General features: G+C 76.3%; 16 protein-coding genes. 3 read left to right on the top strand and 13 right to left on the bottom strand.

Going from position 1 to position 24,983, the window contains the following annotated elements; genetic code table 11:
- Together ACFWMZ_RS11990 and ACFWMZ_RS11985 are read right to left on the bottom strand one after the other, a co-directional pair.
- Entirely contained in the window at nt 1-3,315 is a 3,315-nt protein-coding gene (locus tag ACFWMZ_RS11990; RefSeq protein ID WP_383201122.1) for an FtsX-like permease family protein, read from the bottom strand.
- 218 nt (nt 3,316-3,533) lie between these two features.
- On the bottom strand, nt 3,534-3,941 hold the full coding sequence (locus tag ACFWMZ_RS11985) for a globin (RefSeq protein ID WP_383176852.1): 408 nt from the start codon (nt 3,939-3,941) through the stop codon (nt 3,534-3,536).
- 445 nt (nt 3,942-4,386) lie between these two features.
- Between ACFWMZ_RS11985 and ACFWMZ_RS11980 the strand changes: the two genes are divergently transcribed.
- Complete coding sequence (locus ACFWMZ_RS11980; protein WP_383176854.1) at nt 4,387-5,331, top strand: methyltransferase domain-containing protein; 945 nt, start codon at nt 4,387-4,389, stop codon at nt 5,329-5,331.
- Nucleotides 5,332-5,406: 75 nt separating this feature from the next.
- Here ACFWMZ_RS11980 and ACFWMZ_RS11975 read toward each other — a convergent pair whose 3' ends face one another.
- The 11 genes from ACFWMZ_RS11975 to ACFWMZ_RS11925 form a co-directional block, all read right to left on the bottom strand.
- Nucleotides 5,407-6,636, bottom strand: coding sequence for an FHA domain-containing protein (locus ACFWMZ_RS11975; protein WP_383201119.1), 1,230 nt, complete (start codon nt 6,634-6,636; stop codon nt 5,407-5,409).
- A 230-nt stretch (nt 6,637-6,866) separates the two neighbouring features.
- On the bottom strand, nt 6,867-8,231 hold the full coding sequence (locus ACFWMZ_RS11970) for a VWA domain-containing protein (RefSeq protein ID WP_383176860.1): 1,365 nt from the start codon (nt 8,229-8,231) through the stop codon (nt 6,867-6,869).
- A 168-nt stretch (nt 8,232-8,399) separates the two neighbouring features.
- Nucleotides 8,400-10,085, bottom strand: a complete 1,686-nt coding sequence (locus ACFWMZ_RS11965) for a PP2C family protein-serine/threonine phosphatase (protein ID WP_383201116.1) — start codon at nt 10,083-10,085, stop codon at nt 8,400-8,402.
- 3 nt (nt 10,086-10,088) lie between these two features.
- Nucleotides 10,089-12,722 (bottom strand): tetratricopeptide repeat protein, encoded by a 2,634-nt coding sequence (locus ACFWMZ_RS11960; protein ID WP_383201113.1) that lies wholly within the window; start codon nt 12,720-12,722, stop codon nt 10,089-10,091.
- A complete protein-coding gene (locus ACFWMZ_RS11955) occupies nt 12,719-14,041 on the bottom strand; it encodes a hypothetical protein (RefSeq protein ID WP_383201110.1) in 1,323 nt (440 codons plus the stop codon). The genes ACFWMZ_RS11960 and ACFWMZ_RS11955 overlap by 4 nt, the downstream gene beginning before the upstream one ends.
- 111 nt (nt 14,042-14,152) lie before the next feature.
- Complete coding sequence (locus tag ACFWMZ_RS11950; protein ID WP_383201107.1) at nt 14,153-15,160, bottom strand: glutamate ABC transporter substrate-binding protein; 1,008 nt, start codon at nt 15,158-15,160, stop codon at nt 14,153-14,155.
- Between the two features lie 11 nt (nt 15,161-15,171).
- Complete coding sequence (locus ACFWMZ_RS11945) at nt 15,172-16,644, bottom strand: hypothetical protein (RefSeq protein WP_383201105.1); 1,473 nt, start codon at nt 16,642-16,644, stop codon at nt 15,172-15,174.
- A 453-nt stretch (nt 16,645-17,097) separates the two neighbouring features.
- Nucleotides 17,098-18,075, bottom strand: a complete 978-nt coding sequence (locus tag ACFWMZ_RS11940) for an N-acetylglucosamine kinase (RefSeq protein WP_383201102.1) — start codon at nt 18,073-18,075, stop codon at nt 17,098-17,100.
- The gene (locus ACFWMZ_RS11935) at nt 18,066-19,331 is read right to left on the bottom strand and encodes a 6-phospho-beta-glucosidase (protein ID WP_383201100.1); all 1,266 of its coding nucleotides are present in this window, start codon (nt 19,329-19,331) and stop codon (nt 18,066-18,068) included. Before ACFWMZ_RS11935 ends, ACFWMZ_RS11940 begins: the two co-directional genes overlap by 10 nt.
- Before the next feature lie 91 nt (nt 19,332-19,422).
- Nucleotides 19,423-20,718 carry an ROK family protein gene (locus ACFWMZ_RS11930; RefSeq protein ID WP_383201210.1) on the bottom strand — a complete coding sequence of 432 codons (1,296 nt, stop codon included), beginning with the start codon at nt 20,716-20,718 and terminating at the stop codon, nt 19,423-19,425.
- Between the two features lie 171 nt (nt 20,719-20,889).
- Nucleotides 20,890-21,954: a mechanosensitive ion channel family protein gene (locus ACFWMZ_RS11925; RefSeq protein WP_383178922.1), complete on the bottom strand. Its 1,065-nt coding sequence runs from the start codon at nt 21,952-21,954 to the stop codon at nt 20,890-20,892.
- A gap of 393 nt (nt 21,955-22,347) precedes the next feature.
- Here ACFWMZ_RS11925 and ACFWMZ_RS11920 point away from each other — a divergent pair, with 393 nt between their 5' ends.
- Together ACFWMZ_RS11920 and ACFWMZ_RS11915 are read left to right on the top strand one after the other, a co-directional pair.
- Nucleotides 22,348-22,926 carry an HNH endonuclease gene (locus ACFWMZ_RS11920; protein WP_383178919.1) on the top strand — a complete coding sequence of 193 codons (579 nt, stop codon included), beginning with the start codon at nt 22,348-22,350 and terminating at the stop codon, nt 22,924-22,926.
- A gap of 474 nt (nt 22,927-23,400) precedes the next feature.
- Nucleotides 23,401-24,963, top strand: a complete 1,563-nt coding sequence (locus tag ACFWMZ_RS11915; RefSeq protein WP_383201097.1) for an alpha/beta hydrolase family esterase — start codon at nt 23,401-23,403, stop codon at nt 24,961-24,963.
- Nucleotides 24,964-24,983: the final 20 nt, after the last annotated feature.

The following is a 24,983-nucleotide window of genomic DNA, read 5'->3' as shown; positions in this document are numbered from 1 at the left end:
TCAGCGGCCTCCCTCGTGGCGCAGGGTCACGGTCGGGTCGCCCCGGCGGAGGGCGAGCGCGGCGACGATCAGCAGGGGGACGGCGACGACTCCGGCGAGCAGGGCGATGAGCCGGCCGACGGGGAGCTCGACCAGGACCTCGGGGAGGGGGCGGGTCGCCTCCCCGGTGAGGACGACCAGGGGCACCACGGCGCGGGCCAGGACCGCGCCCAGCAGGGGGCCCACCAGCAGGGCGATGCCGATCAGCACCGCCTGCTCGATGGCGATCAGCCGGGCGAGCTGGCGGCGGGGCGCGCCGAGTGCCCGCAGCACGGAGAGTTCGGCGCCGCGTTCGCGCAGCGACCCGGCGGCGCTGACGGCGAAGCCGACGGCGGCGAGGGCGGCCGCGACCACGGCGACGGCGAGCAGCGCGGCCTGCGGCCCGGCGCCGAGCGGGTCGTCGCGGAGCCGCTCGCCGATGGCCTGCCGGTCGGTGATCTGCTCCGGGTCGGTGTCGGGCCGGGCGGCGAGGGCGGCGGCGGCCTTCGCCGCGTCACCGGGCGCGGTCCGCAGCCACCACTCCCCGGGGACGGGGGCGGTGGCGCCGGTGTCGTGCAGGGCGGCGTTGACCGCCGCCAGGTCCAGCAGGAGCGCGCCGCCGTCGCCGCCGCCGGACGTACGGTCGCCCGCGCCCGTGGTGGGCAGCGCCTCGACGGTCCCCGTGATCTTGGCGCTCACTGTCTCGGCGCCCAGGGGGACGTCGACCACGGACCCGGTCCGCGCGCCGCTGGAGGCGAGGAAGCGCGGGGTGGCCACGGCGGTCAGCGGCGGTGGTTCCGGCCGCTTCGCGCCGACCGTGATGTCGACGCCGCCCGCCTCCTCCCGTGCGAAGTAGGAGTCCGAGGCCGCCGGGGCCACGCCCGTTTCGTAGGTGACGCGCAGCGGGGTGTCCGCGGTGGTGGCGGGGGCGAGCGGGGTGAGCGGCGGGGGTCCGTCGCCGTCCTCCGGTTCCGTCCCGCCGGTGTCGCGGTGGCCCTCCCAGGCGAAGCCGTCCGGCAGCGGCACCGCCGTGCCCCGCCCGTCCGCGCCCACGGGCACGGCACGGATCTCCTCGACGGTCAGTTCGTGGTCCTGCCCGCGCTCGGCGGGCTGGTCGACCTGGAGCCGCACCTCGGTGACGGTGAAGGGCGCGGCGGCGCTCCGCGCACCCTTGCCCCGGGCCTCCGTGGCGAGCGGTACCGCCACCTCGCGGCGTTCCCCGTCGGCGGGCAGCGGCCCGGTGTGGACCAGGTGGCGGGAGCCGAACCGGTCCTCGACCACCACCGTCAGCCGCGGCGCCAGCGGCTCCCCGTGGTCCCCGCCGGCCGCCTTGAGCCGCGTCGTCAGCACCGCCCGTCCGGTCTCCTCGGGCAGCGGCACCCCGGCCGGGGCGACCGGCGCCGGGCGGAGCAGCCGGGCGACCTTCTCCCGGTCGCCGAGGTCCTCGCGGAGCAGCAGCGCCTCCCCGGCGAACTCGGCGTCGACCGCGAGGACGGACGCCGTCCGGTCGGCGGCCAGGTCCATGGTGGAGCGCAGCACCGGTGCGGTGTCGCGTACGCCGTCCAGGCCGCCGTACACCCAGCCGCGGTCGGCCTCCGGTATCCGGCCGCCCGCCACCCGGACCTGGGCGCCCGCGGCGAAGTCGGCCTGGTCGCGCTGGGACCGTTCCCAGGTGGCGCCCTGGCCGATGGCGAGCATGCCCATCGCCATGGCGAGGACCAGCAGCAGCACCGGGCCCGCGCCGCGCAGCGGGCGGCGGCTGAGCTGCCACCCGGCGAGCGCGCCCGGCAGACCCCGGCCCTTGGCGGCGCGGCGCTCGGCGAGCCCGGCCACCGGCGGCAGCAGGCGCAGGGTGAGGACGGTTCCGGCGAGCAGGGCGAGGGCGGGGGCCGCGACCAGCAGCGGGTCGACGCCCGACGCTCCTTCGTCCGGGGCGGTCCGACGGTCCAACTGCCAGTACGCCGCGCCCGCGACGGCCAGCAGCGCCACGTCCGCGCCCGCCTTGACCCAGCCCGGCAGCGCGCCGGTGCGGCCGCCGGCCGCGTCCTGGCCGGAGGCGGCGGAGAGCGCCGGGGCGACGACGGCGAGGGCGCAGCCCAGCGCGGTCGCGGCGGCCACCAGCCAGACGGCCGGGGTCGGCGAGGTGTCCAGCCGCAGTCCGATCCGCTCCAGCGCGCCCTGCCCGGCCATCAGGTCGGTGAGGGGCCCGGCGAGCAGCGGCGCGAGGACGACGGCGGGCAGCGCCAGCAGCAGCGCCTCCACGGCGGCGAGCGCGGCGACCCGGCGGCGCGAGGCGCCGCGGGCCAGCAGCAGCCCGGTCTCCCCGGCGCGTTCGGTGCTCAGCAGCCGGGCGACCAGCAGCAGCGCGTACCCGGCGAGCAGGACCAGTTGGAGGGCGACGACCAGCAGCGTGGTGCGCGAGACGGTCAGGGCCCGCTCGGAGCGCTCCAGCACCTGCGGCAGCCCCGTCTCGGCCGAGGCGCCGGCCCCGAGCGCGGGGTTCTTCGCGAGGCGGGCGGCCTCGGCGGTCGCCGTCCTGGCCAGGACGGCGGAGCGGTCGGTGTCGAGGGTGGAGTGGTCGGCGGTGGCGAGCCAGCCGGTGGGGCCGGGCGCGACCCGGGGCGCGGCGAGCGCCTTCGGCCCGGTCAGCAGCGGCCCGTAGGTGGTGAAGTCGACGGTGCGCAGGCCGCGCCCGCCCAGCTCGTCCAGGAGCCAGTACGGCGCCGAGGTGTCGGCGGGCCGGTACAGGCCGGTGATCTCGACGGTCAGGGTGCGGTCGGCGGTCCGGTCGGCCAGCGTCAGCGGCTCGCCGCCCGGCGCCAGCTTCAGCGCGGCGGCGGCACTCTCCGGCAGCGCCACCCGCAGCGGGTCGGCCTTGGTCCCGGCGCCGCCGTCGGCGGGCCAGCTCCCGGCGGCGAGCCGCAGCTGCGAGCGGTCGAGAGCGGCGAGATGGGTGAGCGACGGCTCCTCGCCCGCCCGCGCCCCGGGCAGCGCGTACGTGGCCGAGCGCGGCAGGGTGCGTACGGTCACCGGCAGCCCGCCGAAGGTGCGGCGGGCCCCCTCGGCGACGGCCCGATCGGCGGCCTCGCGGGCCTCGGGCTCCGGCTCGCCGTGGACGACCAGGGCCGCGTCGGCGGCGGCCCGGTGATCGAGGGTGTGGCGCAGGGCTGCCTCGCCGACCGATCCGGAGAAAGCGGTGAGGGCGGCCAGTACGGAGGCGGTGAGCAGGACGGCGAGCAGTGCCGCGGACAGCAGCAGCCGGTGCGCGCGCAGCCGCAGCAGTACGAACCTGGTCACGAACCGTCCCCCGAATCCCCTGCGTGGGGAGGCCGCCCCCGCACCCCGCTGCCGTCCCGCACGTCTGCCGGGAAGCCTCTCCGGCGCGGGGCGGCCGCGACAACGCTCCGGCAGACGACTTGATCAGATCGTGACCGTAATGCGTTCACGGAGTGCCGGAATGTGAGCATCCCCCACGCAGGGGGAGGGGATGCGGGGGGACGCGTTCGGAGGGCGGGTCAGCCCTCGGTGTTGACCATCGACGCCGCGGCGTACGTCAGGTAGTTCCACAGGAGCCGCTCCTGCTCCTCGGGGAGTCCCAGCTCGTCCAGGGCGACCCGCATGTGCCGCAGCCACGCGTCGTGCGCGGCCCGGTCGACCTTGAACGGGGCGTGCCGCATCCGCAGCCGGGGGTGGCCGCGCTGGTCGCTGTAGGTGCGGGGGCCGCCCCAGTACTGCATCAGGAAGAGGGCGAACCGCTCCTCGGCCGGCCCGAGGTCCTCCTCCGGGTACATCGGCCGCAGCAGCGGGTCCTCCGCGACGCCCTGGTAGAAGCGGTGCACCAGGCGCCGGAAGGTCTTCTCGCCGCCGACCTGCTCGTAGAAGGTCTGCTCCTGAAGCGTGTCGTGCTGCGGGTCGTTAGTCACGGTTCCATCGTCGCAGACGAGCCGGCGGAGGGCTGGGGACTTAGGTCTCCCGGGGGCCTCACGCGCCGGCCGGGCTGTCTTTTGCTGTGGCGCCGGTTGGCCGGTGCGGTCACTGATGGCCTCAAGCGCCGGCCGGGCTTGGGGTGGGGTGGCCTCAAGCGCCGGCTGGGCTTGGGGTGGGCCGGGGGCGGGTCTGGGGTGGGCTGTCGGTGGAGCCTGGGGTCTGGGGTGGGCTGTCGGTGGCGGCCTGGGGGCTGGGGCCTGGAGTCTGGGGCTGGGGGTCGGGGGGGGTGGGGGGCATGTGTTGGCCTCTGGTTGTTCTGCGCAGCACAGTGGGGGTATGACCGATCCGCGTGGACAGCAAGGAACGCAGGGTGGTGGTGGGCCGCCGGGGCCGCGTAAGGCTCCTGAGGGTGGGGGGACCGGTGGGAGATGGGAGGAGGCGGTGGCCCTGGCTCGGGCCGGGCTGTTGCAGGACATCGCCAATCAGGGGGTGTTCGACGGGGAACCGGAGTGGCGGGAGGCGTTCACGGCCGTTCCGCGGCATCTCTTCGTGCCGACCTATCACGCGCCGTCGGCGGGCGGCTGGCGGCGTATGTGGGGGGAGGACCCCGACCCCGGGCGGCGGCAGCGCTGGCTCGACGGGGTCTACACCGACACCCCGCTCGCCACCCGGCTGCGCGACGGCGAACTCCTCTCCTCCAGCAGTCAGCCCTCCCTGATGGCCAGGATGCTCGCCGACCTGCGGGTCCGCGACGGCGACAAGGTCCTGGAGATCGGCGCGGGCACCGGCTGGAACGCCGCCCTCCTCGCCCACCGGCTCGGCTCCGACCACGTCACCACCGTCGACCTCGACCCGGACATCACCGACTCCGCCCGCCGCCACCTCGACGCGGCCGGGCTCCACCCGCACGTCGTCACCGGCGACGGCGCCCGCGGCTGCCGCGCCGACGCGCCGTACGACCGCGTCCTCGCCACCTGCGCGCTGGACACCGTGCCCAGCGCCTGGCTGGCGCAGACCCGGCCCGGCGGGCTGATCCTCACGCCGTTCGGGACCGGCCTGGTCCGCCTCACCGTGCACGGTCCCGACCACGCCGAGGGCCGCTTCCTGCCCACCCCCGCCTACTTCGTCCCCCTGCGCGGCACCGAGCCCCGCACCGCACACCGGCTCCCCCCGGCCGAAGGCGTCGCCCGGCACCTGCTCAACAACGAGCGGTTCCGCTTCCTGCTGACGCTGACCGCCGGGCGGCTCAGCCCCGCCGAGGCGCTCGACGTGTGGCAGCGCGAGAACCACCCCGTCCGCGAACGGTTCGGCCTCACCGCCAGCTCCTCCACCCTGACCGCCTGGCTCGACGACCCCGAGGGGCCGTACCGCTGGGAGCTGGTCTGACGCCCGGCGCACGCGAAGGCCGCGCCCACCCCCGTGCGGGGGCGGACGCGGCCTTCGGACCGGAGGCGGCGTCGGTCAGTCGCGGTGCAGGGTCACCGTGGTCCAGGCGCCGACGTGCACCCGGTCGCCGTCGGAGAGCGGAACCGGGACGTACGGCTGGATCGGCTCCTCGCCGCCGTTGACGGTGGTGCCGTTGGTGGAGTTCTGGTCCACCACCGCCCAGCCGCCGTCCGGCTGCTTGACCAGCATGGCGTGCTGGTGCGAGACGCCCGGGTCCTCCGGCGGCACCGACAGGTCGATGTCCGGGGTGTCACCGGTGGAGTGGCGCCGCCGCCCGATGGAGAGCTGGTTGCCCACCAGGCTGTGGCGCTGCTCCGGCGAGTACGCGGGCAGGTTCAGCCCGGACGCCTCCGGGCCACTGCGCTGCATCATCGCCATGAAGTAGGAGCGGTCCGGGCCCACCGACACCGACCAGGTCGCCGGAGCCGAAGCCCCGGGTCTCTGCGGCGCCGGCCCCTGCGGCCCGGAACTCTGCGGTCCGGACGGCCCGCCCGCCGGGGCCGACGGCGGGGGGAGCACCCAGTCGTCGTCCTGCCCGGCACCGGTCCGCCCGGCGCCGGGCGGCGCCTGCGCGGGGAAGGCCCCGCCACCGGTCGCCGGCGGAGGCGGCGGCGGACCCTGAGCGGGCCCGCCCGCGTACGGCGGCGCCGGGTACGCGGTCGGTACGCCCGGCTGGCTCGGCATCACCGGCGGCGGGCCCTGCTGGGAGCCGGGGCTGAGCGGCTCGGCGGGGCGGTTCATCTGCGAGGGGCGCGAGCCCTGGTAGTCGTACGACTGCGGGGGCGTGCCGAAGCCGCCGGGCGGGCCGCCGGCCGGGGGCCGGGGCGCTGCGGGCGTGTACGAGGTGGCGGTGTTGGTGATGAAGTTCCACCGGCACTCCTCGCAGAACGGCTCGGCGGCTACGCGCGGGGTGTGGCACTGGGGGCAGAGCTGCGGCTGGCCGCCAGAAGCGCCCTGGCCGCCGAAGCCGCCCAGTCCTCCGGGGCCACCGGGGCCGCTCTGCGGGCCGCCGGGACCACCGGGGCCGGGGCCGCCGGGACCACCGGGGCCGGGGCCGCCAGGCTGGTGGCCCGGGCCCGGCGGCGGGTAGCCGTAACCGGGGGCGGGCGGTGGCGGGGGCGGCGGGGGAACGTTGCCTCCGGGACCGCCCGGCCCCGGAGGCACACCCGGGCCGGCCATGCGGTGGCCGCAGACCTCGCACCAGTCGTCGGCGTCCGACTGGTGTCCGTTGGGGCAGGTCGGCATGTCGGGCCTTTCCCCTCTCCTTCGGCGGCCGCGGGGCCGCGTCCGTGCCCTCGGGCACGTCGTCGTCGTGGTTCGGTGTGCGCGGCACCGCCGCCCACCGCGGGCGCCGGGCACGGCGACCGCAGTCGTCAGTGTCCGCTGTGACCGCGGAGACGGCAATGCCCGCCGTCACGTCCCGGGTGGACGGGACCGGCGGCGCCCGGCCGGGACCCTCAGGCGGCCCGGGGACGTCACCCGGTCCCGGGCCGGGGCGCCGGCGGGTGCTGTTGGTGGAGGCGGGCCGTCTTCGTCGAGCGGGTGTCCAAGGTCATCTCGTCGGCGTCCTCGACCCGTGCCTTCAGCCGCACAGTACCGTTCGCCTCGTCGATCACGTCCACCACCTTGGCCAGCAGCTTCGCGGTATCGGCGTGGCCGGAGGCGCCCGCGAGCTGCACCGCCCGGCCGAGTTTCGCGGTCGCCCCGTCGACGTCCCCGGCCTTCCGCGCGGCCAGCCCGTCCTGGATCGCCTCGGCCAGTTCGGCCTGTCCGGTGTAGTGCGCGACCTGCGGGTTCAGCGAGGTGGAGGCGGCCGTGTCGTCGGTCCACACCGCCCGTACCAGGCCCTGGGCGAGCGGCGTGGCACCGCCGTCGCCCCGCGGCACGACCAATGAGACGCGGGCGGCCAGCATCTCGCGGCCCACGTCGGCCGCGGGCACCCGTACGCAGACGTGGTAGTCGCGGGACTCGTCGCCCCACGAACCGGTCGGGTAGTCCCCGGCGCGCGGCCCGGTGTCCGTCCGGCGGGCCGTCAGGTCGGCGACGGTCGGGGCGACTTGCTTGACGAAGGTGATCTCCGCGCCCTGCGGCGTCCACAGCCGCAGCGAGACGTCGGCGACCTCCTTGCCCATCGCCGCCTCCATCATCCGCCGGAAGTCCGGGGCGAGCCCGGCCGGGTCGGCGACGATGTCGGCCGAACCGAGCAGCGCGGAGGCGATCCCTGTGACCTCTTTCACTTCCCAGTCGGTGCCGACACCGCGCGCGTCACAGGTGAACCGCCCGGCGCAGGCGTCCAGCGCGGCCCGCAGCTCCTCGGGCGCCTCGTGCTCGTTGCGCCCGTCGGTGAGGAGGATGCCGTGCCGGATGGCGACGGGGACCGAGGCGAGGAGCCGCTCGGCCAGCCGCAGCCAGGTGCCGATGGCGGTGCCGCCGCCCGCCCGCAGATTCAGCAGCGACTCCTTGGCCTCCGCCCGCGTCCGGTCGTCGGCGGTGGCGAGCCGGTCGCCGCCCGGGTAGACCTCCTCGGCGACGTGGGTCCCGGCGATCACCGCGAACCGCGTCCCGTCGCGCAGGGCGTCAACGGCGGCCCGGGTGGCGTCCCGGGCGTGCCGCATCTTCGAGGACGGGTACTCCATCGAGCCCGAGCAGTCCACCATCAGCGCCACCGCCGAGGCCGCCCCCGCCCCGGCGGCGAGCCCGGGCGCGGCGCCGAGGGTGCCGCCGCCGGTCGCGGTGGCGGTGACGATCGCGTTGACGTCCCGCCCGCCCGCCGGCAGGAACTCGTTCTGGTAGACCTCCACGGTGAACCGCGGCACGTCCGGTTTGGCGAAGTTGGCCATCTGTCTCCCCCTGGGACCGCGCGGCCGGAGTCGGCCCGGCCGCGCGGACAGCGTCGATGACGTACACCGGGAGCCGTCGGTCCCGGCCCGGTCAGGCCGATCCTGCCCTCAGGGGGTGGCAGGTGAATCCTGTACGGCGCCCGTGATGTCCGGCACGCCCGGGATCTGTCAGGCGTCCCCCGGGGGCCGCACGTCGAAGGGGACCACCGCCACCGTGACGTTGTCGTGGCCGCCGCCGTCCAGCGCGTGGCCCACCAGGACCTGGGCGCTGTGCAGCGGGCGGGTGAGGGCGTCGGCCGGGACCGCGGCCGCCATCTCCTCGGCGGACTCGGCGTAGTTCCACAGGCCGTCGCTGCAGACCACGACCACGCCCGGCCGGTCCGGCTTGAACGAGGCGGTGTGCGGGTCGAGTTCGTAGGCGTCGGCGCCGAGCCAGCCGGTGATGGCGTGAGCCCGCGCGTCGGCGTGGGCCTCGGCCTCGGTCATCAGCCCGGCGGCGACCATCTGCGCCGCCCACGAGTCATCCTCGGTGAGCCGCGCGACCGGGCCCTCGCGGTCCACCGGCACCCAGTAGACGCGGCTGTCGCCGATCCACCCGACCACCAGCAGCCCGCCCGCCGCGACGGCGCCGACGATGGTGCAGGCCGGGGCGTTCTGACGGGGCGCCTCCCCGTCGGCCGGGCGCTCGTCGGCCAGGTCGTCCACGGCGCGGGCGGCCGCGACGATCGCCTCGTGCATCGCCGTCTGCGGGTGCGTGCCCTGCCCGAGCGCGGTCACCAGCGACTCACTGGCGGCGCGGGAGGCGGCCAGGGACGCCTCGTCGGGGCGGGTCGCGGACGACACCCCGTCGCAGACGATCGCCACCACGGCGGGCGAACCGTCCGGCAGCGCCGCCGAGGCCAGCGCGAACGCGTCCTCGTTGCGGTGGTGGCGCAGCCCCCGGTCGCTGACCGCCGCGACCCCCGCGATCTCCTCCTCCATGTGGTCCCGCTCGCGCGGCTGCGCGTGCCCGCAGTTCTCGCAGTACCCGTCCGCGTCCACCTGCCCGGCCCGGCACGCCACACAGGTCTTCCGCCCGGAGGGAGCCCCGCCGGCCACGGTGGTCCGCGGGTCGGCCGGCGTGTCGCCCCCGGTGAGCGGCGCATCCGCGGCGGTCTCCGCCTCGGCGGGCCCGGGCTCGCCAGCGGGCGCCGGGTCGACCAGGGTCGGGGGCCCCTCGCTGGGCGGCGCGGGAGGAGCGGCGGGCGCCGGCGGGGTGGGCGGTACGGGCGGCGCGGGCGGTACGGCTCCGGGCTCGGGGAGCGCGAAGTCGCCCTGCTCCCCGGCGGCCTCGACCCCGCCGCTCCGGGCGCCGGGAACCCGCGTACCGGCGGCGGGCGGCGCCCCCCAGGGCCCGGGCGCGGGCGCCGGAGCCGACGGCGGCGGGGTGCCCGCGGGGACGGCCGGAGCCGGCGGGCCGGCCGGGGCGGCGGGCGCCGGCGCGGCCGGCGACGTGGGCCCGGCGGACGGGTCGGCCGAGGCAGCCGGGACTACGGCGTCGGCGGAGGAGCCCTCAGGCCCGCCCGCCGGCGGCGCCTCGGCCGCGTCCGTGTCCGGCAGCTCCTCCGCCCGGTGCAGCAGCGAGGCCTCGCCGGGCGCGGCCGACGGCGGGACCGGTGGCGCGGGCGGCCACGCCACCGGTGTGCCCGTGACGCCCTGGGCGGGCGGCCCGTCGGGCGAGACCGCGCCGGGGCGGCCCCGGGGCGGCTCGGGCACGGACGACAGGTCGAACCCGCACGCCCCGCAGAAGTGGTCGGCCGGCTCCAGCGGCTCCTCGCAGCTGGGGCAGGCGGAGAGTTGGGGAATCCGCGACATCAATCACACCATCGTCCGGGGGCGGAAGCGGTTGGCCCGCTCCACCAGTTCGATCCGCTCCTCGCCCCGCCGGGCGAGTCTGGCCAGGGTCCGGTAGGCGCGCTCCAGACCGAATCTGAGGCCGCGCTCGTCCAGTTCGCTGCCCAGCAGCACCGTACGGGCCGTGCCACCGGCCCGCGGCCCGGAACCGGAAGCTCCGTCAGGCGTCTGCCCCGGGCTACCCGAGAGTACCCAGTCGAGGGCCGTTCCCAGCACCTCGGTGGCCAGCCGCTCCCGGCGCACCGCGTCCAGACCGAGCCCTTCCAACGCCTCCAACTGGGCCGCGCACGCCGTCAGGTCGGACAGCAGCGGCTCGGTCGGATCGCGTCTGCGCAGCCGCGCGCGGATCGCCGCGGCCCGCGCGGCGGTGTAGTGGATGGAGGCTTCCGGAACCGACTCCAGGGTCCGCGCGGCCTCCTGGCGCAGCCCCGCCGCCCACCGCACGCGCGCCAGCGAGAAGGCCGCGCTGACGAAGCTCGGGTCGGTCGTCCACACCAGGCGGTAGTACTCGGCGGCGTTGTCCCACTGGCCCAGCACCTCGGCGCACAGGCCCAGCGCCAGCTTGGGCGCCGGTTCGCCGGGGAAGGCGTCGTACAGCGCGTCGAAGGAGAGCGCCGCCCCCTCGAAGTCGCGCGAGGCGAGGCTGGTGACACCCCGGTACCAGACCAGCCGCCAGTCGTCCGGGACATACGCCTCCAGCTCCCGCAGCCCCTCCTCGGCGGCCGCCACCCGGCCCCGCTCCAGCTCGGCCCGCAGCCTGCGCAGCCGCAGCTCCGGCGAGTCGACGGTGGCCAGGCCGAGCGCGGCCAGCAGCTCGCCGGGGGCGGCGGCCGCCAGCCCCGCGAGGAACCCGGCGTTCGGGTCGCCCGGGTCGACCCGGGGCATCGGCAGGGCCAGCGCGGCCGCCGCCGGGTCCGGCGCGCCCGCCGGGACGGAGGCGCCCGGGGCGAGCGGCGGAGTCCGGGGCGAGGGTACGGCCGCCGAGGCCGCCACCCCCGGCACCCGCACCGGCGGCGCCTGCCCGGGCAGCGCCGGGACCGCACCCGGCGCGGAAGCCGCCACCGGCGCCTCGGCCGGGGCCCGCCTGCGCCGCCTGGCGACCGGGGCCGGCCGCTCGCCGAGCCGCGACACCACCCCGTCGTCCGGCACCACCTCGGTGTCGGTCACCCGCAGCTCCGGCCCGAAGAGCGTGGAGACCGCCGGACGCGGCCGCCCCGACTGGAGCGCCACCACCTCCCGCAGCACCCCGGTCAGTTGCTCCGCCATCTCCTGCGCCGTCGCGAACCGCCGCGTCGGATCGGGGTCGGTGGCCCGGATCAGCAGCCGGTAGAACGACTCGTACGTCCAGAGGACCGGGACGTCGCGCGGGTCGGGGAGGCTGTCGGCGTAGACGTTGGTGTAGCCCTGGAAGTCGAAGGTGAGGACGGCCAGGGTGCGCGCCACCGTGTACAGGTCCGAGGCGACCGACGGGCCGTGGGTGGCGACCTCGGGGGCCTGGTAGCCGACCGTGCCGTAGATCGCCGACTCCTCGTCGTCCATCCGGCGGACCGCGCCCATGTCGATCAGTTTGAGCTGGCCCTCGGTCTGGATGGCGTTGTCGACCTTGAAGTCGCAGTACAGCAGGTTCCGGCTGTGCAGGTGGCCCAGGGCCTCCAGCGCCTCGATGCCGTACGCGCACGCCTGCTCCACCGGCAGCGGGTCGCGCCGGCCGTCCGGGGTGCGCCGCTCGTTGGCCAGCTCCTTCAGGGACTTGCCGCCGACGTACTCCATCACGATGTAGCCGTCGAGAGAGCCGGTGCGCTGGTCCAGGTGCTCCACGAAGTTGTAGATCCGCACGATGTTGGCGTGCTCGATCTCGGCGAGGAAGCGCCGCTCGGAGATGGCCGCCTCCATGGCGTCCTGGTCGCCGGTGTCCAGCAGGCCCTTCAGCACCACCCACCGGTCCGAGACCGCCCGGTCCACCGCCAGGTAGACCCAGCCGAGCCCGCCGTGCGCCAGGCAGCCCACCACCTCGTACTGGCCGTGCACCACCTCACCGGCCCGCAGCTTCGGCACGAAGGAGTACGGGTGGCCGCACTTGGTGCAGAACCCCTCCGTGCGGCCCGGCCGCTCCCCGCGCGAACGCCCCACCGGCGCCCCGCACTCCGACCGGCTGCAGAACCGCTTGCGCTCGGGCACCCGCGGGTCCGCCGCCACCGCCGTCCGCGGATCGGGCCGCGGCACCTCCGGGACCGTCACCAGCCCCGCCCCCAGCCGTCCCCGCTGCGAGGAGCTGCCCGAGGCCGAACTGCGCACCGACACCGACCGCGAGGTAGCCCGGCCCGACAGCGACGACCGCGACAGCAGCCCCGACACCGACCGGCGCGAGGAACGCGAACCCGCCGCCCCCGGGCCGCCCGTCGCCCCGGGCCCCACCGAGCCGCGCCCCGAGCGGCCCGAGCGCGCCGAGCCGCCCGCCGCCACCCCGGTCGGCGGCGAGGAGAGCGAGCCGTCGGCCGCGACCACCGGCGCCATCCCGCACTCGTCGCAGTACAGCTCGCCCCCGCCCACGTCCTCGTACGCGCCGGTGCACCCCGGCCGCTGACAGCTCCGTCTCATGCCCCGTCCCTCCCGTCGTCCGTCCCGCCCGGCGCCGGCGCCTCGGCGGCCGCACGCTGGAACCTGAGAACGGCCTCCTCGGCCACCCGCAGATCGCACGGGGCGCTCCACAGCACCCGCCGCGCCGCGTCGTACCGCTCCGCCAGCACCGGGTCCTCCGCCATCCCCAGCCGGGACACCTTCGCCCGGTACGCGTCCAGCCGCCCGCGCAACTCCGCGCGGACCGCCAGCGGGGCCGTCACCGCCGTCAACGACGCGCGGGCCCGTTCCAGCTCGTCGTCGGCCCGCCGCTCCAGCGTGTCCAGCAGCGGGGAGAGGCGGTGCCACCGGCCGTGCCTGCGATGGTCCGCGGCCGCCGACAGCTGCTCCTTCAGGGCGCTCGGCGGACCGCTGACCGCCGGGACCTCCGACGCGGCGATCCTCGCCAGCACCTCGCCCCGTGCCGTCCGCGCCTCCGCCAGCGTCCGGTCGGCCCGCGACAGCACGTCCCGCAGCCGGGCCAGGCGCGCCTCCGCGTCCTGGCGCACCTGGAGGACCGCCCCGATCTCCCGGCGGACCTCCTCCAGAGCCCGCGCCTCCCGGTCGTAGCGCCGGGTGTCCGGTCGCCCCGCGCCGGGTGTGCCGCCGCCGTCGGCGGGCACCCAGAAGGAGAGCGGGTCCGACACCACCTGCTCGCGCAGCACCGTCAGCACCCGCCCGATCCGCTCCAGGTCGCCCCCGGCCGGATGCTCGCCCGGCAGCACCCCCACCGACCGTGCCAGCGACCGCGTACGGCGCTGCTCGGCGGCGAGCAGGTCGATCCGGGCGGGCAGCGCCGACCAGACCGCGTCGGCCGCCACCACCACCGCCAGCGAGTCGGCGTACAGCGTGTTCATCCGGTCCACCAGCTCGGCTAGCGACAGCCGTTCGGCCAGCACCGCCGAGCCCGGGCCGCCACCCGGCGTGCCCGGCACCGCCACCGAGGGGCCGCACAGCAGGTCGGTCAGTGCCGTCAGTTCCTCCCGGCCCGGCCAGCGGCGCCGCGACCGCACCTGGCGGGCCTCGGCCAAGGCGGCCGTGTACGCGTCGAAGTACGCCCACAGCCGGGTGATGTCCGCCTCCGTGGCGCGCCACCGCTCGGCCGTCGTACCGGTCAGCCCGGCGCCCTCCAGCAGCCGCCGCCCGGCGTGGTCCTGAAGGGCCAGCAGCGAACTCTCGACGGCCTCCCGCTCCGCGTCGAGCCGCGCCAGCGCGCGGTCCGCCTCGTCCCTGTCGAGCACCGGTCCACCGGCCGTACCACCGGGCCCCTCGGACCCGGGGTCCGCTCGCGCGACACCCATCGCTCCCCTTTCACCGTGGCGCCACCGGGCGCGTGCCCGGCGGCGTGCTGCCGCTTCCCGTCCCGCGCCGTACGCTCCCCGTCCCGCCGCCCGGCCGGGGCCGGGGCCGGGTCAGTCCCGGTAGGTGGCGGGCGGCGGACCGGGAGACTTCCCCATGCCGGCCTCCAGCCACTTGTCGTACGACTGCTCCCAGCCGCTCTTGCGGTACTCCACCAGCACCTGGTTGACCCGGGCCACCAGGTCGTCGGCGTCCTTGTGCATCGCGACGCCGTAGAACTCCTCGGTGAACGGCTCGCCCACCAGCTCCACCATCGGGTCCTGCGCCGCCTGCCCGGCTGCCAGCGCGCTGTCGGTGACGACCGCGTCGACCTCGCCGAGCTGGAGCCGCACCAGGCAGTCGAGCTGGTTGGGGACGGTGGTGGAGATGTCCGCGCCGTGCGACTCGGCCTCCAGCTCCGCCAGCGCCGTCGACCCGGCCGCCGCGCAGACCTTGCGGCCCTTGAGCGACGCGTCGTGCCCGGTGATGTCGGAACCCTTGGGCACCAGCAGCTGCTGTCCGGTCTCGAAGTAGGCGGTGGAGAACGCCACCTCCTTGACCCGGTCGCAGGTGATGGTCATGGTGCGCACCACCATGTCCACCTCGCCGCTGTCGATCGCCTGGACCCGCTGGTTGGTGGGTATCGCCCGGAGGACCACGGCCTCCGGATCACCCATCAGCTCCGCCGCTATCGCCCGCACCAGGTCGATGTCGAACCCCTCCAGCGAGCCGGTGGCCGGGTCGCGGTAACCCCACCGGTAGCTGTTCTGGTCGATGCCGACGATCAGCTTCCGCGGCTTGTCGGTACGGGACTTGATGCGTTTGAGCGTCGCGCCCTCCGCCCGCGAGGGCCGCGCCTTCGACGCCTCCGGCCGCTCGCACGCCTCCGCCCGGGCGGGCTCGGCGGCCGCCGGGCCGCGCGGCACACCCTCGGGGATGCCGAGCGCCAGCTCGGTCACCCGCTGGAGCGGCAGCAGCGCCAGCGCCGCCGTCAGCACGCAGGCCACCGCCATGGCGGTCACCCCGCCCCAGCCGCGCAGCCGGGGGCCGCGGCGCCGCCGCTCACGGTCGCTACGGTTCATGGCGCCTCCTGTCACCGGTACTCCGCCAGTCTGCGGGCGATGCCGGTCCCGGCCCCCGCCGCGCCCAGCACGGCGAGCACCAGGGGGCCCGCCACCAGGCCGGTCAGCGCACCCCCGCCGTCCCCCGCCGCCCGCTCGAACTCGCCCTGCTCGTGGGCGAGGGCCTTCTCCAGCGCCGCGTCCAGCCGGTCGAAGGAGGCGCCGGTCGCCTCGTCCCGCTCGGCGCCGATCACCCGCTTCAGGGCCTGGTCGTAGTCGCCCGCCTCGTCGTACTCACGGGCCTTCAGGTGGCGTTCGCGCCACTCGGCCGCCTGGTCCGCGGCATCCCGCACCGGGTCGCGCCCCCGCGGGTCGTCGGCCAGCTCCAGCGCCTGCCCGAGCAGCCCGCCCCGCTTCTCGCCCGTGTCGGCCGGACCGAGCAACCGCGCCATCTCCGCCCGGTACGCCACGTCGTAACTGTCCTGCCCCGCGAACTTCCGCCCCTGCGGGACCGTCACCGCGCCGCGCGCCACCAGCGTGAGGTTCTCCCCGCCACGCGCCTTCAGCGCGCTGATCCGCGCGTCGTTGAGGACGTTCAGCGACCGCACCCCGCCCTCGTACGACTGGGAGAGCGCGCCGGAGGCCAGCGTGTGACCGGCCGCCACCCACAGGAGCAGGGTTCCGCAGGCGGCGGTGGCGCCGAGCAGGCCCACGTTGAAACGGCGGTTGGTGCGCCGGTACAGGGCGTGCTGCACTCCGCCCAGCGCGCCGACCGTCAGCACCCCGAGCCCGACCGCCGCCCACGGGAAGCCCTGCGCGGTGGCGTAGTCGGTGCGCAGCCGCTCCTTCTCCGCCTGGTAGAGCCGTTCGGCGGCGGGCAGCATCTTCTCCTGCATGAGGTCGTTGGCGTTGCGCAGCCAGGCACCGCCCAGCGGCAGGCCCTGCCGGTTGTTGGCCCGGGCCGCCTCGATCCGGGCGGTGTAGACCGGCAACAGGCGGCTGAGTTCGGCGATCTCGGCCGCCGACTCGGCCGAGCCGTCCGTGGCCGCGGCGGCGGTGACCAGCTTCCGGGAGGCCGTCGCGATGTCCCGGTCGTACCGCTCGCGCACCTCCGCCGGCTCCAGACCGCCCGCCAGGAACCCGCTGGACGCGGCCGTGTTGGCGTCGGCGAGGGAGCGGTAGACGGCGGCGGCGTCGGCACTCAACGGCTGCGACCGGCGCAGCACGTCCTCGGCGGCGGCCGACCGCTCCGCCATCTGGAAGGAGGCGACCACCCCGAACGCCCCGATCAGCACCGTCAGCAGCCCCGCCACCACCCGCAGCCCACCGGGCACCGTCCGCGCCTGCGCCCGCAGCCGCGCCGGGAGGCCGGGCCCGCTCTCCTCGGGCGGCTCACCGGGCGGGCCGGCCGCCTGACCGGCCGGTGCGGGGGCGCGGGGCACAGGGACGGCGGGCGCGGGCAGGGCGGGGCCCGGCGGCGCACCGCCCGTCGGCTGACTGCTCACGCGACCTCCCCCTCGGTCCTGTCGGTGAACACCCTTCCCCTGCCCCGGGGAACGTAGTGCTCGGCCGCCAGTATGGCCGCACTCCCCTCCGGCCACACCGGCGTTCACCCGATCTTGTCGGCCCACCTGCCCCCACAGCCCCGGTGAGGCGTCGCGCGCTGACGGGCTTCTCCTGCAATACGCGCCGGGCGGGGGATCGGTTCCCGAGGGTGCGGCAGGGGGCCGCACAGGCGGGTGCGCTGACCGACGCGGGGGCGTCGGGGGAGAGGCTGGGGGCGTCCCGGCTCGCGGGGGGAGCAGCCTCCCTCACCTGCGGATTCACCCTGCCCAACTACCGCTTCCCGCCAGCTGCCGAGAGTCCGGCAAGGTGGCCGGAAGTCCCATGGGCCCCTGTCATCCGGAGTCTCAACTCCCCTGAGGGAAGCCCAACCAGCCGCCAGGGGGCCTCCCCTCTCACCCGAACCGCTCCCGCACCCGCTCATAAGCCCCCGCCCCGGCCCCCACCGCGTCCAACCCCAGCAACGCCGCCCCCAGCACCGGCGCCGCCGTCACCACACGCGGCTCGGCGTGCGGGGCGCGGCGGGCCAGCGCGTCACGCACCCCGGCGTCCAGCCCCGGCCTGCGCGCGGCCAGCACGCTGCCGCCCAGCAGGACCGGCGCCGGGGTGCCGAGCAGGTCGAGGCGGTCCAGGGCGACCGTCGCCATGGTGGCCACCTCCTCCGCCAGCCGCCCGACGAGCCCCGCCGCCACCGCGTCCCCCGCCTCGGCGACGGTGAACAGCACGGGGGTCAGCTCCTGCTGACGGGCCGCCGGTACGCGCCCCAGGTGCAGCGCCTCGATCAGGGCGTACATCGAGCCCAGTCCGAAGTGCGCGGGCAGCGCCTTCGCCAGGGCGGTCGGCTCGCCGCGGCCGTCCTCGGCGCGGGCCGCGTGCCACAGGGCCTCCTCGGCGAGGCCACCGCCGCCGCCCCAGTCGCCGGAGATCCGGCCGAGGGCGGGGAAGCGGGCGGTCCGGCCGTCGGGGAGCATGCCGGCGCAGTTGATGCCCGCGCCGCAGACGACGGCGACGCCGCGCGGCTCGGCGTCCTCCAGCAGGCCGGCGCGGAGCACCGCGAAGGTGTCGTTGCGGACCTCGACCGCCGCCCCCCAGCCGCGCTCGGCTATCGCGGCGGCAAGCTGCTCCTCCTCCACCGGCAGATCGGCGTTGGCGAGGCACGCCGACACCTGCCCGACCGGCAGGTGCCCGGCGGCCTCCTGTGCCCGCCCGACCGCCTCGGCCAGCGTGTCCACGGCACGCTCGACGCCGGTCGCGGGTGGCCGGAAGCCGCCGCCCCGCGCGGTGCCCGCCACCTCGCCGTCGGCCGTCACCACGGCCACGTCGGTCTTGCTGTTGCCCGCGTCGATGGCGAGCACCGCCCCGTTCACGCCCACGGCAGGTGCTCCCGGTTGTTGGCGAGCAGCAGGTCGGTGAGGGTGTCGGCGCGGTCGTACTGGCCGATCAGCGGGTGGGCGAGGAGCGCGGCGAAGACGCGGTCGCGGCCGCCCTCCAGCGCTGCCCGCAAGGCCAGGTCCTCGTACGCGGTGACGTGCGAGACCAGTCCGGCGTGCAGCGGGTCGAGGGCCGGGACGGCGAGCGGGCGGGCACCCTCGGGGCCGACCTCGGCCTGGACCTCGATCACCGCGTCGTCGGGGAGGAAGGGGAGCGTGCCGTCGTTGCGGGCGTTGACCACCTGGAGGGGGCTGCCGCCGCGGCCGAGCAGGGCGGCGGCCAGGTCGACGGCGGCCTCCGAGTAGAAGGCGCCGCCCCGCTGGGACAGCAGCTCGGGCTTCTCGTCGAGTGCCGGGTCGGCGTACAGCTCCAGCAGCTCCCGCTCCATCGCCGCGACCTTCTCGGCGCGCGACGGGCCGGTGCGCAGCTCGTTCACCACCTCGTCGTGGGCGTAGAAGTACCGGAGGTAGTAGGAGGGGACGACGCCGAGCCGGTCCAGGAGCGGGCGCGGCAGGTGGAGGTCGGCGGCGACGGCGTCGCCGTGGTCGGCGAGCAGGCGCGGCAGGACGTCCTCGCCCGCCGGGCCGCCGATGCGGACCGAGGTCTCCCAGGAGAGGTGGTTGAGACCGACGTGGCCGAGGTGGACGTCGGCGGGCGCCACGTCGAGGAGCCGGGCGAACTTCCGCTGGAAGCCGATGGCGACGTTGCACAGCCCGACCGCCTTGTGACCGGCCTGGAGGAGGGCGCGGGTGACGATGCCGACCGGGTTGGTGAAGTCGATGATCCACGCGTCCGGGTTGGTACGCCGTACCCGCCCGGCCATGTCCAGGACGACGGGGACGGTCCGCAGCGCCTTGGCGAGCCCGCCCGCGCCGGTGGTCTCCTGGCCGACGCAGCCGCACTCCAGCGGCCAGCTCTCGTCCCGCTGCCGGGCGGCCTGGCCGCCCACCCGGAGCTGGAGCAGCACGGCGTCGGCGCCCTCCACCCCCGCGTCCAGGTCGCCGGTGGTGGTGATGGTGCCGGGGTGGCCCTGCCGGGCGAAGATCCGCCGGGCCAGGGAGCCGACCAGCTCCAGCCGTCCGGCGTCCGGGTCGACCAGGACCAGCTCGGTGAGCGGGAGGGTGTCCCGCAGCCGGGCGAACCCGTCGATCAGTTCGGGGGTGTAGGTGGACCCGCCACCCACGACGGTCAGCTTCATCGCTGTCGCTCCTTCGGTACGTCGGTGAACCAGCTCGGGGAATCGGGAGAACGGCGCGCGCCGGGTACGCCACGGCAGGGACCCGGCGGGCTCAGAGCGCCCCGGTGTCGAAGACCTCGTCGCGGACGGCGGCCAGCGCCACCTCCAGGCCCCCACGCACCACCGGGTCGCCGGTCACCTCGCCCGCCAGCAGCCGGGGCCGGGACGGCGCCAGCTCCGCCAGCTCCTCCTCGGTCATCCGCAGCAGCGGCTCGCCCCCGGCGGCCAGCACCCGGCCGGTCAGCACGATCACCGCCGGGTCCAGCACCGCCACGAGCGAGGCGATCCCGGTGGCCAGCCGCACGGCGTACGCCCGCAGCAGCGCCGCCGGGCCGACATGCACCGAGAACGCCTCCGGGGCCGGATCGCCCCCGGCCCCACCCGGTACCGGGCCGCCGCCGGGCCGCGCGTACGCCTCGGCGGCCGCCCGCAGCAGCGCCGCCGCGACGGCCTCACCGTCCGGCCCGCCGCCGTCGGGGCCCTCCGGCACCTCGGGCACCGGTACCCCCAGCTCTCGCGCCAGCCCGGCCAGCGCCTGCGCTCCGGCCAGCTCCTGGAAGCCGCCGCTGCCCGACCGGGCCACCCCGCGCACCAGCGGCGTCCCCGCGACGGGCAGGAAGCCGATCTCGCCCGCGCCGCCGGTCCAGCCCCGGTGCAGGCGGCCGCCGATGACCAGGGCGGCGCCCAGTCCCGTGCCGTTCCAGAGCAGGACGAAGTCCTCGTGGCCGCGGGCCGCGCCGAGGCGCCGCTCGGCGACGGCGGCGAGGTTCACGTCGTTCTCGTACTCGACCGGTACGGGATGCAGGGCGGCGGCCACCTCGGGCAGCAGCCCCGGGGAGTGCCAGCCGGCCAGGTGTCCCGCGTACCGCAGCCGTCCGGTGCGCGGGTCGAAGGCGCCCGGCGTGCCGACCACCACCCGGCGCAGGGCCGCCCGCGCCACCCCGGCGGCGTCCGACGCGCCGTCCAGGGCCTCGGTGAGCTGGGCCGCGACGCCGCCGGGGCCGGGGCGGGCGGGGGTCGCCAGCGTGTGGGTGGCCAGGACGGTGCCGGTGACGTCGGCGACCGCCGCCCGGATCCGTCCGGGGCGCACGTCGAGCGCCGCCACGTACGCCACCTCGCCGCGCAGCGCGTACAGCCGCGCGCCGGGGCCCGGCCTGCCTTCGTCCGTGCCCGCGGGGCCGACCAGGCCGGCCGCCTCCAGGCGGGCCAGGAGCTGCGAGACGGTCGGCTTGGAGAGGCCTGTCAGGGCGCCGAGCCGGGCCCGGGAGAGGGCGCCGTGCTCGGTCAGCAGCTCCAGCGCGGCCCGCTCGTTCATCACCCGCAGTACCCGGGGAGTCCCCGCCACCATCCGCCCGCCCGCCTCCGGAACCGTCCGCCGAGCCGGGCCGTCCACGACCCGGAAGACTGACAGGAAACTTTCCTGCCAGTCGGGGAACCTACCGATCCGCGCCCCGCCGGGCAACCCTCCGCACATGCCGCCGCCCCGCCCCCAGACCGGGGACGGGGCGGGCGCGGTGGACTACTTCCCGAGCTTCGGACCCGCCACGGGCGGCGGGATCGGGGAGGCGGCCAGCGACTGGGGCGAGGTCGCCGAGGCGTAGGCGGAGGGCGCGGCGACACCGGCCGCCAGGTCGGCCGCCGCCTCCTCGGACGCCTCCAGGGGGCCGCCGACGATGGAGATGCCCGCCGCGTCGAAGGCCTTCTTGATCCGCCAGCGCAGCTCGCGCTCGACGGAGACACCCTGGCCGGGCATGGTCTTGGCGGAGACGCCCACCACCATCGAGTCCAGCAGGACCGAGTCCAGGCCCAGCACCTCGACCGGGCCCCAGAGCCGCTCGTTCCACGGCTCGTCCTTGGCGATCTGCGCGCCCACCTCGGTCAGCGTCTCCCGGACCTTGTCGAGGTCCTCGTCGGCGCGGACGGTGACCTCGACGGCGGCCGTGGACCAGCCCTGGCTGAGGTTGCCGATCCGCTTGACCTCGCCGTTGCGGACGTACCAGATGGCGCCGTTGTCGCCGCGCAGCTTGGTGACGCGCAGGCCGACCTCGACCACCTCGCCGGAGGCGACGCCCGCGTCGATGGTGTCGCCGACCCCGTACTGGTCCTCCAGGATCATGAAGACGCCGGAGAGGAAGTCGGTGACGAGGTTGCGCGCGCCGAAACCGATCGCGACACCGGCGACACCGGCCGAGGCGAGCAACGGCGCCAGGTTGATCTTGAAGGTGTCGAGGATCATCAGCGCGGCCGTGCCCACGATGAGGAACGAGGCCACCGACCGCAGCACCGAGCCGATCGCCTGCGACCGCTGCCGCCGCCGCTCCGCGTTGACCAGCAGCCCGCCGAGCGCCGTGCCGTCCACCGCCGAGGCGGTCCGGTTCATCCGGTCTATGAGGTTGGTGATCGTCTTGCGGATCATCACCCGCAGCGCCGCCGCCACGACGATGACCAGCAGGATGCGCAGCCCGGTCTCCAGCCAGGTCGACCAGTTCTCCGACACCCAGCCCGCCGCGTCGGTGGCCCGTTCCTGGGCCTCTTCGAGCGTGACGGTGTCCTCCCGGCCTGCGGCCGGTGCGGATGGGAACACGGGGTACCTCCGGGCGACGACTGGCCGCCCACGGGAGTACGCGGCCCCACCGCGTGGTGCGGCGGGGTGAAGACGGTGTGGACGGCCTCTCCACACTAACGGCCCCTCACTCCTGCGCCGGGCCTCCGCCGCCCGCGCACCACCCCCGGCCTGCGGCGCTGCCCGCGCGCCCCGCCATCGGTGTGGCCGACGGCACACCGCGTCCCCGCTCCGGCCGTCCGCGCGCCCGCACCGCAGGTCACCGCCGTCTCCCGGGGCCCGCGGGGTCCGGTGGCGGAAAAACCCCCTCACCCCGTTACCCGGACATGGTGGCGCTTCCACCAGGCGTGAGGGGAAACTGAAACAGATCGTCCCGGCGCGAGCCACGCGCCGCCGGCGTACAAGGAGGCACACGTGCCGCACGTCCTGGTCCTCAACGCGTCCTACGAGCCACTCGGCGTCGTACCGCTCCGCCGCGCACTCGTGCTCGTGCTGGAGAACAAGGCGGTCTGCCTGGAGGAATCCGGCGCCTTTCTGCACAGCGAGAGCTGCACCGTTCCCGCGCCGAGCGTCGTTCGCCTGAAGCGCTTCGTGAAGGTGCCGTACCGGGGGCCCGTGCCGCTGACGCGGCGGGCGCTCTTCGCCCGGGACGGCGGGCGGTGCGTGTACTGCGGGGGTGTCGCCACCAGCGTCGACCATGTCATCCCGCGGAGCCGCGGGGGGCGGCACGTGTGGGACAACGTCGTCGCCTCCTGCCGGCGGTGCAACCACGTCAAGGCCGACCGGCACCTCATGGAGCTGGGCTGGCGCCTGCGCAACAAGCCGGCGCCGCCCACCGGGCTGGCGTGGCGGATCATCGGGACCGGGCACCGGGATCCGCGGTGGTTGCCTTATCTCCAGCCGTTCGGAGGGGATGATGCGCTGGCGCGCATCGAAGGGGCTGGCGGGGAGGGTGGGGGTGTTGCTGTGCGGGCTGCTCGGGCCGGGGCCTGACCTGGGGTCGGCGGCTGGCTGTGGCCTCAAGCGCCGGCCGGGCTGTCTTTTGGCTGGGCCGCGGCTCGACCGTGCCGGTCAGGGATGGCCTCAAGCGCCGGCCGGGCTGTCTTTTGGCTGGGCCTCGCTTTCCGGTGCCGGTCACTGATGGCCTCAAGCGCCGGCCGGGCTGTCTTTTGACCGCGCGGGTCCAAGGTATGGCCGCAAGCGCCGGCCGGGCTCTTAGGTGCGCGGGGTGGCGCGGGCGGGGGTACCCCGGTACGTCCCCGCCGTCCCGTCTCGTCGGCGGCTGTCCGCCGGTGGTGGGTGGGATGGGGCGGGCGTAAATGGGGTGGTGGACCAGTGCGGTCCTGCTTCTCATGGGGTGCCGCACTGTCCCTCTGGGGGTGGTGTGGGGCCTAGCGTCGCTCGTCAGTACTTCCAGAGCCGCAGGGACCCGCCCCACCGGGATGCGGGGGAGACGAGGGAGCCGGGATGTCGCTGTCATGGGTGCGTGGTCGCTGGGAGGTCCGGCGGTCGCTGGTCGGGGTGGTGTCGGGGGCCTTGCTGGTCACTCTGGTGGGGGTGGTGGGGCCCGTCTCGTTCAGTGCGTCGGCTCGGGCCGCCTCGCTCACCGAGGTCACCGGGTTCGGGAGCAATCCGGGCAACCTGCGGATGTTCCGGTACGTGCCCGACGGCCTGCCCGCGGGGCGGCCGCTGGTGGTGGCGATGCACGGGTGTACGCAGTCGGCGGGCGGGTTCGACGACGAGACCGGGTGGACGAAATGGGCCGACCAGTGGGGGTTCGCGCTGGTGCTGCCGCAGCAGCAGTCGGCCAACAACCTGAACAGCTGCTTCAACTGGTTCGAGGCGGGGGACATCCGGCGGGATGCCGGTGAGGCACTGTCGATCAAGCAGATGACGGACCGGATGAAGGCGGACGTGGGGAGCGACCCGGCGCGGGTGCACGCCACGGGGCTGTCCGCCGGGGCCGCCATGACCAACGTGATGCTCGCGGCCTACCCGGACGTCTTCGCCTCCGGCGCCCCTGTCGCCGGGCTGCCCTACGCCTGCGCCACCAGCGTCGTCGCCGCGTACTCCTGCATGAACCCGGGCAGCAACCTCACCCCGGCCGCCTGGGCCGCCAAGGTGCGCGACGCCCACCCGGGCCACACCGGGCCCTGGCCCACGGTCTCCGTCTGGCAGGGGACGGCGGACACCACCGTGGTCCCGGCCAACCTCACCGAGACCGTCGAGCAGTGGACCGCCGTGCACGGCACCGACACCACGCCGGACGCCACCGACACCGTGGGCGGCTTCCCGCACGCCGTCTACCGGGACGGTGGCGGGCGGGCCGTCGTCGAGACGTACACGATCACCGGGATGGGGCACGGGCAGCCCGTCGACCCGGGCAGCGGCGGCGAACAGTGCGGCACGGCCGGGGCGTACATCCTCGACGCCGGCATCTGCGCGGCCTACCACATCGGGCACTTCTGGGGCCTGGCCGAGGACGGCGGCGGCACCGACCCGGGCACCCCTGCCCAGCGGGCCGTCATCCCCAGCACCGCCGCCGACGACGGGTACGTGAAGGCGTCCGCGAGCGGGGCCGGGGCGGCCGTCGGGGCGTTGGAGGGGACCATGGGCGCCGCCGTCGGGCGGGGGACCGACGGGCAGCACAACCGGACGCTGCTCTCCTTCGACACCTCCGCCGTGCCTGACGACGCCACCGTCACCCGGGCCTACGTCACCGTCAGCAGGGCCAGTGGCAGCGGTGACCCGTGGGCCGGCGGGAACCGGCTGCTGATCGACGTGCGCAGCGGATGCTTCGGCGCGAGCTGTGCCACCGCCGCCGACGACTGGGCCGCGCCCGCCACCGCCTCCGGCGCCGCCGAACTGGCCCGCTTCACCTCCGGCAGCGCCGACTCGACCGCCTTCACCGAGGTCAACCGCACCGGCCCGACCCAGCTCCGGCTGCGCCTCGCCGACGCGCCCGCCTCGACCGCGTACCTCTTCCTGCGTACGGGGGCGGAGGCGAAGCTCACCGTCGAGTGGGAGTGAGTGAGGGCCCGCCTGAGACC

It is taken from the genome of Streptomyces sp. NPDC058373 (assembly GCF_042723275.1).
Lineage (GTDB): Bacteria > Actinomycetota > Actinomycetes > Streptomycetales > Streptomycetaceae > Streptomyces.
The sequence above is the reverse complement of the archived record's forward strand: the minus strand, read 5'-3'. Positions and strand labels throughout refer to the sequence as shown.